Origin of the sequence: Paraburkholderia sp. JHI869 (assembly GCF_038900775.1) — a bacterium.
Lineage (GTDB): Bacteria > Pseudomonadota > Gammaproteobacteria > Burkholderiales > Burkholderiaceae > Paraburkholderia.
Window position 1 is genome coordinate 283,467 of sequence record NZ_JAYMSC010000001.1, and the last position, 16,109, is coordinate 299,575.

16 protein-coding genes are annotated in these 16,109 nt (G+C 64.3%); 4 read left to right on the forward strand and 12 right to left on the reverse strand.

Features of this window, described 5'->3' with window-relative positions; all coding sequences use genetic code 11:
- The first annotated feature begins 108 nt into the window (after positions 1 to 108).
- Positions 109 to 744 carry a response regulator gene (locus VSR72_RS01295; protein ID WP_342950597.1) on the forward strand — a complete coding sequence of 212 codons (636 nt, stop codon included), beginning with the start codon at positions 109 to 111 and terminating at the stop codon, positions 742 to 744.
- A 34-nt stretch (positions 745 to 778) separates the two neighbouring features.
- On the opposite strand, the gene VSR72_RS01300 is transcribed toward VSR72_RS01295, so the two are convergent.
- Genes VSR72_RS01300 through VSR72_RS01320 form a run of 5 tightly spaced genes read right to left on the reverse strand, consistent with a single transcriptional unit; the run spans position 779 to position 4,782 of the window.
- Complete coding sequence (locus tag VSR72_RS01300; protein WP_342950598.1) at positions 779 to 1,522, reverse strand: SDR family oxidoreductase; 744 nt, start codon at positions 1,520 to 1,522, stop codon at positions 779 to 781.
- A gap of 21 nt (positions 1,523 to 1,543) precedes the next feature.
- Complete coding sequence (locus tag VSR72_RS01305) at positions 1,544 to 2,668, reverse strand: amidase (RefSeq protein WP_342950599.1); 1,125 nt, start codon at positions 2,666 to 2,668, stop codon at positions 1,544 to 1,546.
- Between the two features lie 21 nt (positions 2,669 to 2,689).
- A complete protein-coding gene (locus VSR72_RS01310) occupies positions 2,690 to 3,226 on the reverse strand; it encodes a nuclear transport factor 2 family protein (RefSeq protein WP_342950600.1) in 537 nt (178 codons plus the stop codon).
- A gap of 4 nt (positions 3,227 to 3,230) precedes the next feature.
- Positions 3,231 to 3,617 (reverse strand): hypothetical protein, encoded by a 387-nt coding sequence (locus VSR72_RS01315; protein WP_342950601.1) that lies wholly within the window; start codon positions 3,615 to 3,617, stop codon positions 3,231 to 3,233.
- Between the two features lie 34 nt (positions 3,618 to 3,651).
- Positions 3,652 to 4,782: an acyl-CoA dehydrogenase family protein gene (locus tag VSR72_RS01320; RefSeq protein ID WP_342950988.1), complete on the reverse strand. Its 1,131-nt coding sequence runs from the start codon at positions 4,780 to 4,782 to the stop codon at positions 3,652 to 3,654.
- A gap of 319 nt (positions 4,783 to 5,101) precedes the next feature.
- On the opposite strand from VSR72_RS01320, the gene VSR72_RS01325 reads away from it, so the two are divergent.
- A complete protein-coding gene (locus VSR72_RS01325) occupies positions 5,102 to 6,577 on the forward strand; it encodes an ATP-binding protein (RefSeq protein WP_342950602.1) in 1,476 nt (491 codons plus the stop codon).
- Here the strand turns inward: VSR72_RS01325 and VSR72_RS01330 are convergent.
- The 3 genes from VSR72_RS01330 to VSR72_RS01340 are packed head-to-tail and all read right to left on the reverse strand — an operon-like array spanning position 6,574 to position 8,785.
- Positions 6,574 to 6,960: a tautomerase family protein gene (locus VSR72_RS01330; RefSeq protein ID WP_342950603.1), complete on the reverse strand. Its 387-nt coding sequence runs from the start codon at positions 6,958 to 6,960 to the stop codon at positions 6,574 to 6,576. The two genes, VSR72_RS01325 and VSR72_RS01330, sit on opposite strands and share 4 nt — an antisense overlap.
- 50 nt (positions 6,961 to 7,010) lie before the next feature.
- Positions 7,011 to 7,511: an aromatic-ring-hydroxylating dioxygenase subunit beta gene (locus VSR72_RS01335; protein ID WP_342950604.1), complete on the reverse strand. Its 501-nt coding sequence runs from the start codon at positions 7,509 to 7,511 to the stop codon at positions 7,011 to 7,013.
- Entirely contained in the window at positions 7,508 to 8,785 is a 1,278-nt protein-coding gene (locus VSR72_RS01340; protein WP_342950605.1) for an aromatic ring-hydroxylating dioxygenase subunit alpha, read from the reverse strand. The genes VSR72_RS01335 and VSR72_RS01340 overlap by 4 nt, the downstream gene beginning before the upstream one ends.
- 152 nt (positions 8,786 to 8,937) lie before the next feature.
- On the opposite strand from VSR72_RS01340, the gene VSR72_RS01345 reads away from it, so the two are divergent.
- Positions 8,938 to 9,864, forward strand: a complete 927-nt coding sequence (locus tag VSR72_RS01345; RefSeq protein WP_342950606.1) for a LysR family transcriptional regulator — start codon at positions 8,938 to 8,940, stop codon at positions 9,862 to 9,864.
- A gap of 12 nt (positions 9,865 to 9,876) precedes the next feature.
- On the opposite strand, the gene VSR72_RS01350 is transcribed toward VSR72_RS01345, so the two are convergent.
- Both VSR72_RS01350 and VSR72_RS01355 read right to left on the reverse strand, forming a co-directional pair.
- Positions 9,877 to 10,848 (reverse strand): PDR/VanB family oxidoreductase, encoded by a 972-nt coding sequence (locus VSR72_RS01350; RefSeq protein ID WP_342950607.1) that lies wholly within the window; start codon positions 10,846 to 10,848, stop codon positions 9,877 to 9,879.
- Between the two features lie 183 nt (positions 10,849 to 11,031).
- Positions 11,032 to 12,456, reverse strand: a complete 1,425-nt coding sequence (locus VSR72_RS01355; RefSeq protein ID WP_342950608.1) for an MFS transporter — start codon at positions 12,454 to 12,456, stop codon at positions 11,032 to 11,034.
- 312 nt (positions 12,457 to 12,768) lie between these two features.
- On the opposite strand from VSR72_RS01355, the gene VSR72_RS01360 reads away from it, so the two are divergent.
- Positions 12,769 to 13,863: a porin gene (locus VSR72_RS01360; protein ID WP_342950609.1), complete on the forward strand. Its 1,095-nt coding sequence runs from the start codon at positions 12,769 to 12,771 to the stop codon at positions 13,861 to 13,863.
- Between the two features lie 15 nt (positions 13,864 to 13,878).
- Here VSR72_RS01360 and VSR72_RS01365 read toward each other — a convergent pair whose 3' ends face one another.
- A complete protein-coding gene (locus VSR72_RS01365; RefSeq protein ID WP_342950610.1) occupies positions 13,879 to 14,916 on the reverse strand; it encodes a LysR family transcriptional regulator in 1,038 nt (345 codons plus the stop codon).
- 10 nt (positions 14,917 to 14,926) lie between these two features.
- Positions 14,927 to 15,904 carry an AraC family transcriptional regulator gene (locus VSR72_RS01370; protein ID WP_342950611.1) on the reverse strand — a complete coding sequence of 326 codons (978 nt, stop codon included), beginning with the start codon at positions 15,902 to 15,904 and terminating at the stop codon, positions 14,927 to 14,929.
- Positions 15,905 to 16,109: the final 205 nt, after the last annotated feature.

Below are 16,109 nucleotides of genomic sequence, written 5' to 3' on the forward strand. Positions count from 1 at the left end.
ATTGGCTGGTTATGATCGGTAATGCAACTGCAAAAGCGCGAGATTGAAACGAGGCGGCACTGGGCGCGTCTCGCAGCGCTTCGCAACGAACAATAGCGGAGAGAGCAGATGACTTTACCTGCTCCGGTCATCTATATCGTCGACGACGACAACGGCATGCGCACCTCGCTCGCGTGGCTGCTGGAATCGGTCGGCGTGAAGTCGGAAGGGTTTGCCAACGCAGCCGATTTTCTGCGCGCATTCGACCCGGACATCCCTGCGTGTCTGGTGCTCGACGTGCGCATGCCGGAGACGAGCGGCTTCGACGTGCAGTCGGAACTGAACCGGCGCGGCGCGACGTTGCCTATCATTTTCGTGAGCGGACACGGCGATATACCCATGTCCGTGCGCGCGCTGCAAAACGGCGCGATCGATTTCGTGGAAAAGCCGTACAACTCGCAGCAAATGCTCGATCGCGTGCAGCGCGCGATGAAGCTCGCCACGCAGCGTCATGCCGCCGACCAGAAACGGCGTGATTTGCGCAAGCGCCTCGAATCGCTCACGGCGCGCGAGCGGGAAGTGCTACGCGGCGTGATCGACGGCAAGGGCAGCAAGCGCATCGCGTCGGACCTCGACATCAGCGTGAAGACGGTGGACGTGCATCGCGCCAGCATCAAGGAGAAACTCGGCGTGGCGTCCATCGCGACGCTCGTGCGCGATGTGATGGCGGTATGGGACCAGGACGCGCAAACGCACACGCCGTGATGCGGCGTGTGCGTCGCGCGTTTTAGCGCACGAATCAACGCATATACAAGCCGCCGTTGATGTCCCAGCACGCGCCATTGGCGAAATACGCGTTGCCCGAAGCGAGCAGCACAGCGGCGTCGGCGATGTAGTCGGCGGCGCCCAGGCGCCCCACGGGAATGCTCGAAATGACCTTGTCGAGCTTGTCTGCGGGTACGCTCTCGTGCACGATCGGCAAATCGAGCGGCCCCGGCGAAATGGCGTTCACGGTCACGCCCGAAGCGGCGAGGTCGCGCGCGAACACCTTGGTGAGCGTGATGGCGCCGCCCTTGGCCGCTGCGTAGTGCGCACCCGTTGCCGAGCCGCCGTTCTGGCCCGCGAGCGATGCAATGTTGACGATGCGTCCGTCGCCCTGGTTCGCGAAGTGCTGCCCGAACACCTGGCAGCCGAACAGCACGCTGCGCAGATTGATGTCGATGACCTGATCGAATTGCTCGGCCGTAATCTCCATGACGGGTACGACCTTCGACGCGCCCGCATTGTTCACAAGCGCATCGATGCGGCCCCAGCGCGCGACGATCGCGTCGCGCGCGCTCATAAAATCTTCTTTACGCGTGACGTCGAGTGTCAACGCAAACGCGCTCGACTCATCGGCGCTCAAGTCGCGCGCAACGGCAGCGGCGGCGTCGAATGCCACGTCGCCGAGGGCGACACGGTAACCCGCTGCATGAAAACGCGCGGCGATCACGGCGCCAAGGCCGCGCGCCGCGCCAGTAACGAGGACGACTCTGCTGGACATGAGTTTCTATTCCTTAATGGATCAGTGGGTGAGCGCGGCTTCGAACGCCGCAGCAACGGCGCAAACCTGTTCGTCGGCGCCGTGGCGTCCAATGATTTGCAGCCCGGCCAACAGCTGCGAGCCCTCGATCGGCAACGGCAGGCTCAGCGCCGGATGACCGCTGAGATTGAACGGGCGGATCAGCGACGACATCGCGATCACCGAAACGCCTCGCCGCGCATCGTCGATCGTGATCGGCAGGGCGGGGAGCGTCGGCATGACGATCACATCGACGCTGTCGAGCGCGCGATCGACGGCCTCGGTAAAGCTGCGGCGCACGCGCTCCGCGGCGCTCACCTGGTCGGGCGTCGTCGACGAAGCGGCGCGCAGGCGGGCTTCGAGATCAGCGCCGAGCTTGGCGCTATCCACGAGATGACCGAATGCCGCCCACGTTTCCGCGTTGATGATCGCAAGGCCCGCCTGGAAAGCGTCGGCGAGGCCCGCAAGTTCGATGGCTTCCGACGACATCCCGGCACGTTGGGGCGCGCGCGTAACGGCGGCGAGCAGGTCGCTTTGCGCATCGACTTGCGCGATGCCGACCCTGCACGCCGTGACTTTCTTTAGCGCCGCCGCCACGTCGAACGCGGGCGCGATCACGCCCATCGTTTCGACGATCATGCGTACGTCGCGGGCAAACGGGCCCACGCAATCGAGCGTCGATTCGACGGGCGCGACGCCGCGCCGCGACACACGGGCGAAAGTGGGTTTCAGGCCGACTACGCCGCAACATGCCGCGGGACCGCGAATCGAGCCGCCCGTGTCGGTGCCGAGCGCGGCTTGCGCGAGCCCCTGGCCGACTGCGCTCGCAGAGCCGCTCGACGAGCCGCCCGGAATGCGCGCCGCGTCTTGCGGATTGGCGGGCGTGCCCGTGTAGTCGTTTATGCCCGTCATGCCGAACGCGAGTTCATGCATGTTGGCCTTGCCGACGATCTTCCACTTTGCGTCGAGCAGCAACTGAACCACGTCTGCATGCGTTTGCGCTGGCGCGGTTTCTGCGAGTGCGCGGCTCGCGCCCGTCGTGCGCATGCCCGCAATGTCGATGGTGTCCTTGATGGCGATGGTGGGTCCGTTGCCGCCAAGCGTGAAGGCACTGATCAATGCGCTCATCGATTCGATTTCCGTTGGAGGTCAGGGAGCGGGACGCGGCGACACGCGCCACGGCGCATCGAAAAGCCGCTCGGTGCGAAAGTGCGCGATGAGCCATGTCGAAGCGTCGGGCGAATTTGCACACTCCGGCACGAAGTCCACTTCGAGCCGTGCGCCGATCAGCTCCGCGCGCTCGTCCACGTAGCCCGAAGCCTGCAGCATGATCCAGCGTCCCTTTGCGTGCGTGGACGTCACCATGTCGATGCTCTCGGAGGTGAGAAAGTGCACGTTGGTCGCGAAGTGCGGCACAGGCGGCAAATAGCGCGCAAGCATCGCGACGATGGCCTCGCGCCCCTCGAGACGGCCGAACTTGCTCGTATATTGCTTGCCGATGCCTTCCCACACCGCGTCGGCCGTGAAGAGGCTTGCGAGCGATTCGCCGTCGAGCGCGCTGCTCGGCACGTCGCATAGCGCCATATAGCGCGCCATGGTTTTGCGCGCGGCCGCAGCGCCTTCGAGTGCGGCAAGGCGCGCTTCGAGTGCCGCAATCGTGCGCGCGGCGTCGGTGGTCGTCGCCATGGGATTACGCACTGACCGCGGGCGGGACCGCAGGCGGCACGGCGAGCGCGCGACCCACACGCGCCTCGATCTTGCCGTAGCGCCACAGGTTGTACTCGCCCACCGGCGTCGTGCGATAAAGATTGCAAACGGCCACGGTGCTATCGAAGTCGGCGACATCGGCCATGATGTAGAAGGTCCACGGCGCCCCACCGGCCTGGCCCACCACGAGGCGGTCGTCGTCCATGATGCCGAGCACCTTGACGCCTTCCATCGCTTCGATTGCGGCGAGCATCTTGCCGTACGCCTGCCACACTTCGCCGATCTTCTCGCGCGGCAGGTCGAAGAAGTTTTGCGTCACGCCGCAGCAGAACAGGACGCGCAGCGGAAGGGGATTGGTTGTTTCGGACATTTGATCGATTCCTGTTGATAGGTGATGAGTACGGTTACAGATAGCCCGGAATCGGCGGCACGCCGACGAACACAGCGCCAGCGCCGTCGAAATTGCCTTCGCCGAGGAACGCGTGCTGGGTGACGACCATCGCGTCGCGCAGCAAACGCTGCAACGGATGCGTCTTGTAGATCGCCATCGTGCCGCCAAGGCGATACGCGCGGTTCACGACGTCGGCGCCTTCGCGCGCAATGTGCGTGGCGGCGAGACGCAGCAGGCTGACCTGCTCGGGCGTCACGGGATTGCCGGCGAGAATCGACTGCCAGACGCTGTCGGTCGACTCGTAGAAAAACGCGCGCGCAGAACGCAACTGCGCCTCGGCCTTCGCGAGTTCGATGCGGTAATACGCGCGGTCGGCGAGCTGCGGCGCGCCGGTGGTCGTGCGGCGGCCGCCGGACATATGGTTGGCTACGTCGAGCGCGGCGCGCGCGAGACCGAGGTTCACGACCGCGAGCACCTGGGCCGCGTACGCAACGGTCGGATAGCGATAGAGCGGCTCGTCCACGCAAGGCGTGCCGCCGCGTACGAAGGTCCAGTCGTCGGTGACGATCTGGTCGGTCACGCGCAGGTCGTGGCTGCCTGTGCCCTGCATGCCGACCACGTTCCAGTTCTCGACGATCTCCACCTGCTCGGGGCGAAAGACGGCCGTGCGCGGCTTGTTCGGGCCGCTGCCTGCGCCGTTGCCGGTGCTGATGCCTACGCCGAGCCAGTCGGCGCCCTTGCAGCCGCTCGCGAACTTCCACGTGCCGTTCACGCGCCAGCCGCCGTCGACAGGCTGCACGGTCTGCACGGGAAAGAGGCCGCCGGCGAACGCCTGGTCGGGGCCGCTCGCGTAAATTTGCGCCTGCGTTTCGAGCGGCAGGGCCGCGAGGTAGACGTTGGCCGAACCGAAGCTCGCGACCCACGCCGCGGAGCCGTCGGCCACGGCGATGCGCTCGATCATCGCCAGAAATTCGCCGGGCGCGCGCGCGTCGCCGCCAAAGCGTTTGGGCGTGCCCGCACGATAAATGCCGGCGCGTTTGAAGAGATCGATGACGTCGCGCGGCACGTGCGAAAGCCGGTCGAATTCGTCGCGGCGGGCGGCCACGACGTCGATGACCTCGTCGAGCGAGAGGCGGTTGCCCATCTGCGTGGCGCACGCTTGTGCATTGTGGTCGCAATGGGATGCGACAGCGGTCGCAACGGATGCCATGGTGTATCTCCTGAGTTCCTGAGCCGCAAGTTTTAAGGCCATCTGTATCGGGCGCAGCGCGAACGCTCACGTGCGCAAAGTCTGGAACTCAGTCTAAAAAGGCAAAAAGGGGTCATCAATTGGGACGCCGCACGCATTTTTAAGTAGCGTTCCCCGCGCGCCTAAAGAAATCTTCAGATTCCCCGCGCCGCGCCCGGATGTTATCGTTTGGGGACCACCAGGCGGGCATGCGGCCCGCATCCGGCTCACGATCATGACGTACCCCACCGAAGACGATTTCCGCCGCCTGCTCGACGCCCTGACGATGTGCGTGCTGCTGCACGACGCCAGCACGAAGGCGATCGTCTGGGCCAATCGCGCGGCTTGCATCGCGCTTGGCTTTTCCGTCGAGGAATTGCTGCCGCTGAAAGCGCGCGACATGACGCGCCCGGAGCCGAAATACGCGCGCGAAATCGCCGTGGCGGCGATGGACCGCTCGATCACCGAAGGGCCGCAGGGCTACGAATGGTGCTATCGCTCGCGCACGGGGCAGGACATGCTTTCCGAGGCGATTGCAACCTACGTGCCGCTCACGGAGCGCGCCGTCGTGATGGTGCAGTTTCGCGACATCAGCGCGGAAGAAGCGATGCGCCAGGCGCTGCGGCGCTATGAAACGCGGCTGCGCGAATTCATGCAGGACTTGAGCGAAGGCGTGGCGGTGCTCACGCTCGACGGCGCGGTCGAATTCATCAGCGACTCCGGGCGCCGCGTGCTTGGCCTCGCCGCCGAACATGCGCCGGGTTCGGTGTTCGACTATTGCAGCGAGCGCAACCGCGAGCGCCTTGCCGAGCAACTCGACGACGCGCCGCTGCAGGGCCCGTCCGAGCCGCAGCGCTATCGCATGACCCGTCGCGACGGTAGCGCGTGCTGGCTGCGCATCACCTGCCGGCGGCTCGTGATCGAAGGCGATCTCGACGGTCTGTTGATCCACTTTCGCGACATCTCCGACGAAGTGAGCATTGAAGAAGCGCGCCGCACCGAGGCGCGCATGCTCGAATACGCCGGGCGCTACAACGCAATGGGAGAGATGGCCACGGCCATTGCGCACGAGTTGAGCCAGCCGCTCGCTGCGGTACGCAATTTCATTGAAGGTGCGATCAGACGCCTCGAACAGGCGGGGCCGGTAGAAGACGCGATCTGGGGCCTGCGCAGTGCCGATCGGCAGGCGGAACACGCCGCGCTCATCATCAAGAGCGTGCGTGAATACATCGTGAAGCGCGAGCCGACCGAAATGCGCGCGGACCTGCGCGACATTCTCAGCGAGGTCGCCTACTTCATCGAACTGCGTGCGCGCGATGCGGGCGTGCGGGTGCATATCGTTCAGCCCAAGGCCGCGCTGCCCGTGATGTGCGAGCGCGTGTTGATCGGGCAGGTGGTGCTCAATCTCGCGTTCAACGCGATCGACGCACTGGCGGACGTCGATGCGGACCGGCGCGATCTCACGCTCGCGTGCGAAGAAAGGGAAGGCAGAGCGCTCGTGAGCGTGATCGACAACGGTCCAGGCGTTCCCGCCGATGCGCATGGCCGCCTCTTCGACGGTTTTTCGTCGTCGAAGGCGGGCGGCAACGGCATAGGCCTTTCGCTGTGCAAGAACATCGTCACGCGGCACCAGGGTGCGATCTGGGCACAACCCGCGCCTGGCGGCGGGCTCGAATGCCGGTTCGCGCTGCCGCTCATATCCGCAACTTAACGCCCGAGCGAGCGCGCGGTTTTGCCGCCAAGGCCGAAGTCCGTGTTCGGTATGTCCTTGATGATCACGCGCGTTGCTTCTAGCGGCGAGTCGAGTACCTCGGCGCTGGTCGTTGCGAGCGCATCGATTAGTCGCGCCTTTTGCTCGAGCGTTCGCCCGGCAATCAGAATCGCCACGATCACCGGCAATGAAGGTGGCGCGCCGTCTGCGGCTCGCTTGCCGCCAATGCCGTAATGCGTGTCGGCCAATTCGCTCAGCAGAATGCGCACGGCTTCGGCCGGCGCGCCGATCGCCTCGACGGTGGCTTCGGTGAGGCGCCCGATCAGTTGTGCCTTGCGTGCTTGCGCGTGGCCCGCGGGCAAATAGACTTCGAGTGTAGGCATGGAGTCGAATGGAAGCAGGGCGCGCGAGCCGTGCCGCGCGCCCCTTGTTTTTAGAGCAGGAAGCCGATTGCGCTCAGCGCTTCGGTCGAATCGATCAGGCGGATCACCTTCTGCAAAAGCTTCGGCTCACCGCTTGCGAAACCGATGCGGTGCGTGAGGTCCGCCGCGAAGATCGTGCTCGCGCCGCGCTTGTACGCCACGATGATCTGCGCCGACTTCACTTCCACGGTATCGGCCGCATCGCTCGAGAGCGTGAAGCGCGAAACCGTGCGCACGGTGCGCGCCGCGTCGCTCGCCGAAGCCGAATAGCCCGACGTCATGCGCTGCACACGCATCTCGCGCATGTGCTGGTCGTCGTACGCGTAGTTCAGCGAGGCCGCGAAGTCGGTCGTGTTCGGGTCGATCGGCACGACGTAGTGTCCTTGCGGGTCCCACAGGTCGAGCCAAGCGCTGTATTCGCGCCGGTCCAGCATCTCCGCTTCGCGCCAGATGAACTGCACGGCGCGCGTAAAAGTCTCTTGCGAATTGAGTACGTTTCGATCGTCCATCATGCCTCCATCATGGCGCGCCACTGCGCATACGCTTCGCGCATGCCGGTTTCGTCGGTGGCGTGTGCGGTCTTTTCTCCGTTCGGCGCCGTGGTTTCGCGGTTCAGCCCGCGGTTCACGAGAATCGGGGTGTCACGGCCGGCATGGGAGCCGCGCTGCACGCGCTCCCAGGCTTCGGCGTCGTCGGGGCTGCCAAAGCCGAACGGGCCCTGGAAGTGCTCGTGGATGCGCAGGCGCACGCGGTTGGCTTCCTCGGGACCGCCGTCCATGGCGAGCGCCACGTGGCGAATTTCGGTTTCCTCTGCGGAAATAGGCCGCAGCACGCGGAAGAACGCCATCGAGAGCGCCAGATTCGGGAACAGATTCAAATTGAAGCCCACGCCCATGAGCGAGCGCACGATGCGCCGCACTTCTTCGGGCGTGTGACGCTCGGCGAGCTGCGCGGCCAGTTCCTGGAATCGCTCGGGCAGCGGTGCGCCGTCGTCCTGGTCGAGGTCGACGAGTTCGGGCACGAGCACGGCGAGGCTATGGCCATTGCCGAGAGAGCGACAGAAGGCCTGATCGCTCGTCATGAAGCTCGTGATCGCCGCAGCCGTTTCGTCATCGATCGATTTCATCCACGACTTGTGCACGACCGGGAAGTGATAGAGATCCGTGGTGTTTTCGAGCTGGATCTTCCAGTTGCCCTTGAACTTGAACTTGTGCTCGCCGTTCGCCTTCACGGGGTATCCCGCGCCTTGCTTCATGAACAGGTCGATCCACGGCTTGGCGCCGCCGAGGAAATCTTCGAGCGGTTCGATCTCCTGATTGAAGCTCGCGAAGATAAGGCCCTGATAAATGCCCACGCGCAGCTTTTCGAGCGGCAGGTCGCCTTTCTCGCACACGCCTTCGTAGCCGTCGCCATAGGGCAGCGCGCGCAGCGTGCCGTCGAGCGCGTATGACCAGCTATGGTAGGGGCACGTGAAGCCCTTGGCGTTGCCCTTGTGCTCTTCGCATACCGTGGCGCCGCGATGGCGGCAGCGGTTTTGCAGCACGTTCACCGCGCCCGTCTTGTCGCGCACGACGATCACAGGCTGACGGCCAATGGTCGTGGTGCGGAAGTCGCCCGCGTTGGGCAGTTCGCTTTCGTGCGCAACCCAGATCCACGTCTTGTAGAAAATACGTTCGAGTTCTGCTTCGAACAGCGCCGGATCGTAGTACAGCGACGGCGAGATGCGGTCTGTCTCTACGCGGGGGCGCAGCGTACTCGTGTCGATGGTCTGCCAGGTATCGCTCATGGTGTCAGAGTATCGGGGTGGTCGCGATGTCTCGCGAGGTGGTTGATCGCTGGGCGCTTGCCGCCTGTGCGTTGATGAAAGTCTCGTCTCTGGTGCTTCATGCGTCAAATCGATCTAAAATTGAACATCACATAAACGCGGTTGATAAAGCCATGCCCTCACTCGACAACGTTGATCTCAATCTTTTGCGGGTTTTTCAGGCCATCGTCGAGGAGCGCAGCCTCACGAAGGCCGGCGAGCGGCTCGCGCTCTCGCAGCCCGCCATCAGCTATTCGCTCTCGCGGCTGCGCTCACTGTTTGACGATCCGCTTTTCATCCGCACGCGCGCGGGCATGCAGCCCACGCCGATCGCGCTGGAGCTCGCCTCGATCGTCGGCCGCGCGCTCGACACCGTGCGCGAGGCGCTGCGCTATGCGGAGCGCTTCGATCCGGCGGTGAGCACGCGCACGTTCAGGCTCTCGCTTTCGGATGCGGGAGAAATGGCTTACTTGCCGTCGATTTGCGAGGCGCTTCATCGTGAGGCGCCGAAGATCAAGGTCTGTATCGAGCCGCTGCCCGTGGAGGCGATTGAAGATGCGCTGCGCTCGAGCCGCCTCGATTTCGCGATCGGCAACTTGCCCGAACTGACTTCGCGCACGCGCCATCAGTTGCTGTTCGAGGAGACGTATGTATGCATGACGCGCCGTCGGCGCGGCTTGCCGCGCGGCGAGGCGCTGAGCCTCGCGCAGTTCGTCGAGGCCTCGCATGTGCAGGTGAAGTCGGTCGAGCACAGTCATCACGCGCTGGACGACGCGCTGCGCTCGCAAGGCGTGGGCCGAAACATCGCGCTCGAATTGCCGCACTTCGTCGCGCTGCCGGGCGTGCTCGCCGTGACGGATCTATTCGCGACGCTGCCGCGCCGCCTCGCGCAGATCTTCAACGCGGACGGGCGCTTCCAGATCTACGTGCTGCCCGTGGCCATGCCCGTCGCCGCCGTGACGATGCACTGGCATGAGCACTTCCACGACGACGAAGGCATTGCGTGGATGCGTGGGCTGATTCACGGCATCATGGAGCGCTTCGACAAGGAGAAGCGCTGAACGAAGCGTTGGTCAGAGATCGAGCACGAGAACCGGCGAGCGCGAGCGCGAAATGCAGCAGCAGATGACCTTGTTGCTCGCGCGTTCCGCCTTGCTCAGGCAGTGGTCGCGATGCTCAGGCTCGCCCGCCACGACGTCGATCATGCAGGTGCCGCAAACGCCTTCTCCACATGATGTATCGACCTCGACGCCGATGGTTGCGAGCGCATCGACAATCGACGTGTTCTTTTCCACACGCACGGTTTGACCCGTGCTGGCCAGTTGCACGTCGAACGCGTCGAGCGCCGCACTGCTTTCTGGTGCCGCAGGCTCCGCCGCGAAGCGTTCCAGATGGATCGCGTCTTCGGGCAGGCGCTGTTCGGCGGCTGCGACTACGCGCTCCATGAACGCGGAAGGCCCGCAGGTATAAACGTGCGTGCCCGTGGCGGCGGTGGCGAGACACCACGCGAGCGCGCCGTCCAGCGCGTCGGGCTCCACGCCGTAATGCAGCTTCACGTAGGCCGCAAACGGCGCGCGAGCGAGCAGCGGCAGGAACGCCGCATGTTCCTGGCTGCGGGCGAAGTAGTGCAATTCGAATGGCGCATTCTGCTTGACGAGGCGATACGCCATCGACAAAAGCGGCGTAATGCCAATGCCCGCGCCAATCAGCACGTGGCGCTGCGCACCCGGCGCAAGCTGGAACAGATTGCGGGGCGCGCCAACCGCGAGTTCGGTGCCGACCGTCACGTCGTCGTGCAGCGAACGGGAGCCGCCGCGCGATGCGCTCTCGCGCTTCACGGCGAAGAGTTGCATCTCGCGCTGGTCCGGGTCGCCGCAGAGCGAGTATTGGCGCGTGACGCCGGACGGCGCCGTGACGTCGATATGCGCGCCCGGCTCGTAGGCGTCGAACGGCTGGCCGTCGAGCCGCGAAATGCTGAACGAGCGAATGCCGTGTGCTTCGTCGTGCATTGCGTCGACGCGAACCTTGAATGAAGTGGCTTGCATGTTGAGGCCCGATCGCTGAAGTAGCGGTAGTTGCTTGATGCTGGACTGAATGGAACACTCGCGCGCGATGCGCGAGGGGTTGAACCGAGCATACGGCCGCCCGGTCGATCGGGCAAATCGATAAAAAATGGCCTCCCGGATAAATGCCATTGATAATGCGGGCGCGGGAGGCGCTTGTTGATCTCAGGCGCGCGTGGCGCTCAGCGTTGCGGCTGCCACGCCTTGTGCGTCCACGTCGGCGTCTGCGCCATGCGATTGCGCGTCCTCACGCGCGAGGCTCAGGCGGAACTGGCGGCAGCCGAAGCCCAGCAGCACGGTCGCGAGCAGCGCCGCGACGAGGCTCACGATCGACATGGAATGCCCAACGGCAAGCGGCGTGCCGAACACCTTGTCGGTCAACAATGCGACGAGCGTGGTGCCGACGCCAAGCCCGAGCAGGTTCGACACGAGCAGGAACACGGCGGAAATCTGCGCACGCATCTGGTTGGGCGCGAGCGTTTGCATCGCGGCGGTCGAGGTCGGCATCGGGAACGAGGCGAAGAACATGGCGATCACGAGCAGCGTGAGCGAGCCGCCAAGGCTGCTCACCTGCGTAAAAGCGGCAGCAGGCAGCACCATGGCCGCTGCGCCAATGCAACCGGCGAGCATGGGGCCGTCGGTGCGGCCGCGGCGCATCAGCCAGTCGTTCAGCCATCCGCCGCAGAACACGCCTGTCGTATTGGCCACGAGCAGGATCGTGCCGAGCGTATAGCCCGCTTCCACCGGCGACATGCCGAAGCGGCGGATATAAAACGCGGGCGTCCAGCTCATGAGGCAGAACAGCGTCATCGCGTAGAACGAGAAGCCGATGTAGTGGCAAAAGAATGTTTTGCCATGCGAACGAATAAAGCGCGCGGACTCGGCGATCGAAACGCGCCGGGCATTGCCGCTCGCGTCCTGCACGAGCCCCTTGCGCTGCGGATCGCGTACCGTGAGGATGAAGAGAAGACCCACGAGAAGCCCCGGCAGCCCCACGATAAAGAACGTGACTTGCCAGCCATGCACGGAACCGACCACGGGCAGCGTGACCATCGAGGCCTGCTTGAGCAGCGCGATCACATAGCCGCCGATCAAAAACGCAATGCCGCCGCCAATGAACGAGCCCAACGAATAGACGCCTGCCGCGCGGCCGAGCTTTTCCTTGGGGAAGTAGTCGGCGAGCATGGAATAGGTGCCCGGCGAGAGCGAGGCTTCGCCCACGCCCACGCTCATGCGCGCGAGAAACATGTGCAGGAAGTTTTGGCTGACGCCGCAAGCGGCCGTGGCGACGCTCCAGAGCGCGATGCCCGTGGCGATGATGCGCGGGCGCGCAAAGCGGTCGGCGAGGTACGCGAGCGGAATCCCCATTACCGCGTAGAAGAGCGAGAACGCGAAGCCGTGCACGAGGCTGAACTGCGTATCGGTGAGATGCAGGTCTCGCTTGATCGGCTCGATCATGAGCGCCAGCACCTGGCGATCGACGAACGAAAAGACATAGGCGAGCATGCAGATGAGCACTACGTACCACTCATAGGTGTAGCGTCTGGCGCTCGTTGGGCTGGCTGGCGCGCTGGCGGGCGTGGGGGTCATGGCGTATCTCCGATGTGTCGGTCGTGTGGTCTCAGGTGCATGCACTCTGGGGGACCAGCGTACGCAAACAAATTTCACAGACATAGATACAAATTTCCCAGCCGTCTGCTCGCAACTACCGAGCGGCCTAAAGAAATTACCAGGGGTCTCTCCGGGAATTGCCGCACAGACGGGCGTTCGCGGCCTCTTTGACCACGTGCCGCGGCGTTCATGAACGCAATCTATAAGTGATATGCGGCTGGTTAGATCGACTCGGGTTATTGGCCTTTCTAGACTCGCCCCGATTCTTCATGACTCGCGGGGACGACATAAATGACCAACTGGAAGTGGTGTATTGCAATCGTGGGCGTGGCGGCCGCACCGGCGCTCGCTCAATCGAGCCTCACGCTCTATGGCCGCATCGACACGTCGATCGAGTACGCGAACTTCGGGCCGAATCACGTGGTGCGCATGGGAACGGGCAATCTCTTCGCGACGCAATGGGGCTTGAAGGGCGTGGAGGATCTCGGCGGCGGATACGCGACGATCTTCAAGCTCGAAAACGGCTTCAATTCCGCCACGGGTGCGATCAGCGGCAACGGCGCACTGTTCGGCCGTGAGGCGTGGGTGGGGTTGACCGGACCTTTTGGCGGCCTGCAGGCCGGCGAAACCTATACGATCCTGCACACGTCGTTCGTGACCTACAGCTTGCCGGGATACGGCGCGGGCCTTGCATGGGGCAATGCGTCGAACAACTTCGTGCAGCCCTGGTTCCTGCGTACGAGCAACACGCTGCGCTACACGTCGCCGCGCCTGGCCGGGTTTCTCCTGCGCGCCACCGCTTCGCGCGGCGCGAACGGCGCGAGCAACGTGCCTTCCACACTCGGCGACACCTATGGCGCCGGCGTCAACTACGCGAACGGGCCGCTTTCGATCGACGTCGACTACATGCAGCAGAAGTTCAGCACGGCAACGGCTGCGGCGCTGTCGCCGACGAGCCCCACCGGCACCGGCAACTACGCGCTCGGCGCGATCTCATACGATTTCGGCTTCGTCAAGCCCGCGTTCATCTATTTGCGCCATCGTGGCGGTCCCGACGTGACGACAGCGGTGGCAAGCGCATATTCGAACCCGCACAACGACTTCTTCGAATTGAATGCGACGGTGCCCATTGGCCGCGCGTCGCTGCTCGTGAGCTACGGTCACTATCACAAGATCGCGGACAGCGAGGGCAATGCCGACTCGTACGGCCTGCGCCTCGACTATCCGCTCTCGAAGCGCACGGTGCTCTATACGGGCGCGGCGCTGGTCCACAACGGCGAGCACGCCGCGTTTTCCATTAACGGCGCGGGCGGCGGCGCGGTGCCGCTCGGCAAGCCAGGCGCCACGGCAAGCTCGATCGTGGCGGGCATTCTCACGTCGTTCTAAACGAGGCGTTCGCCCTTATGCATTGAGGGCGGGCGGCTTGAGATTGGGCGGAATCGCGAGCCAGCTGTCGTACGGCTCGCGTGTACCGATGTGGAACAGTTCCATCAATAGCGCACGCAGCCAGCGGTGGCCCGGATCGGCGTCGAAGCGCCGATGCCAGTATGCGTTGACGGGCCACGTCGACGCATTGGCGATCTCGAACGCGGCCATCTCGCCGAGCGGCGCGAATGCGCGCGCGACGGTGCGCGGCAGGATGAGCGCATAGTCGCAGCGATAGAGTATCGGGGGCACGACCATGAAGTTCGGCACGGCGACACGCACGCGTGAGGTCAGGCCATGCTGTTCGAGAAGCGCCATCGCTTGCGGGTGCGAGCTCACCGAGATGAACTGCAGCGCGGGCGGCAACGTGGCGTCGAGCACGAAATGATCGTCGAGTCCGTAACGCTCGGCTACTCGGCGCGCCATCATCAGGACATAGCGCTCCTGCAGCAGTTCGCTGCGATGGAAATGCGCGAATGCATGGGGAAAATGGCCCATTGCAAAGTCGATGCGCCCCGACTCCACCGCCACGTTGAACTGGCTTTCCTCGATATGTAGTGTCTCGATCACGACGCCGGGCGCGCGCTCGTCGAGTTCGCGCATCAAGGTGGGCAAGAATGCGCTTTCCGCGAAATCGCTCATATGCAGCCGAAAGGTGCGGCGGGATGTGGCGGGCGAGAACTGGGCGCCTTCGTCGAGCACGGCCTGGAGTATGGCGAGCGCGCGGTCGATCGAGGCCGCGAGACGCTGCGCCCGCGGCGTGGGTTCGACGCCGCCGCCCGTGCGCACGAAGAGGGCGTCATGAAACAGGAGGCGCAGCCGTCCTAGCGCATGGCTCACCGAAGGCTGCGTGATGCCAAGGCGCAGCGCCGCGCGCCCGACGTGCTTTTCCGCATAGACCGCGTTGAAGGTCTTGAGCAGATTCAGGTCGAGATCCTGCACGCGCAGTGCGTCGGCAGGTGTGTCGAGGGGATCGTCGCCCGAGGGCGCTATGGGGTCAGTGGCGTTTGGCATGGGGCGCGATTCACGAGACGCACTTCGCGGTCGCGGAGGGCGGATAGCCGTAGCGCCGCGCATACGCTTTCGCGAAATGGCCGAAGCTGTGCACGCCGTGTTCGAGCAATACGTCGGTCACGCTGCGCTCCGGTTCCGCTTTCAGCGCGCGATGCACGGCTTCGATGCGCCGCTCGCGGATATAGTCGGCGGGCGACTGGTCGAGGAACTGTCTGAAGCCGTTTTGCAGCGTGCGGGGCGACACGCCCGCCACGTGCGCGAGCGTTGCAACCGCAAGCGTATCGCCGAGATGCGACGCGATATAGTCGCGCGCCCGTTTGACGTGCGCGGGCAGCGGCGGCTTCGCGCCGCGCGCGAGCATTTCGCTGTATGAATGGGGAAGTTGCATGAGCAACAACGTGGCGAGCCACTGCGTGAGTTCGGGACCGAGCAGACTGTCGCGCGCGCTCGGCTCGATCTGCTCGCACAGGGTGCACAAATAGCGCAGGGTGGAATGAAACACGGCGGCCCCGCTGTGTGTGCCGCCAATTTCGAGGTCGAACACGAGCGGGCGGCGCAGCGAGCTTTGCAGCATCTCCGCGAGCTTGATCTCGAGCGCGGCGCGATCGATACGCAGCAGCAGGCTGCGGCACGCCGTGTCGGTGCGAATGCGGCTCTTGCGCGAAGGCGACGACACGCTGAGGCTACCCGCCGAAAGCGACACGCGCTCATTGCCCGATTGCAGTTCGCAACGGCCTGCAAGTGTCGTGCGAAAGAGGTAATGATGATCGAGTTCGCCCGCATCGATCTGCGTCTCGCGGCCGTAGCACAGCTCGAGCAGGCTCGCACGATGCATCGCGACGCCATACAGTTCGGCATTCAGCGGCTCTCGGCCCGATACTTCCATGCGGTGCTCGCAAAGCAACTTCGCCACTTCGCGCTCGACGTCCTCGCGCGCACGCGAGGCGCCGAGCCGGTTGCTGTGTTTGCGGGGAATCGCAATTTCCATCGTTCAATAGCCTCGAAGTGACGGCAGAGCCTCGCGCATATGATCCGATGGTCAATAAGTCTGTGCAAGAAAGGATTCACCCTCATACGCCGCGCGAATGTGTTGCCGGCATTGAATAGCGATTGCGCGTGTTGAATCGCAGTGCGCGTGCCGCCCCTTTAATCTCGACGCTAACCCATGAATCAAGTGATTGCACAAGGAGGTT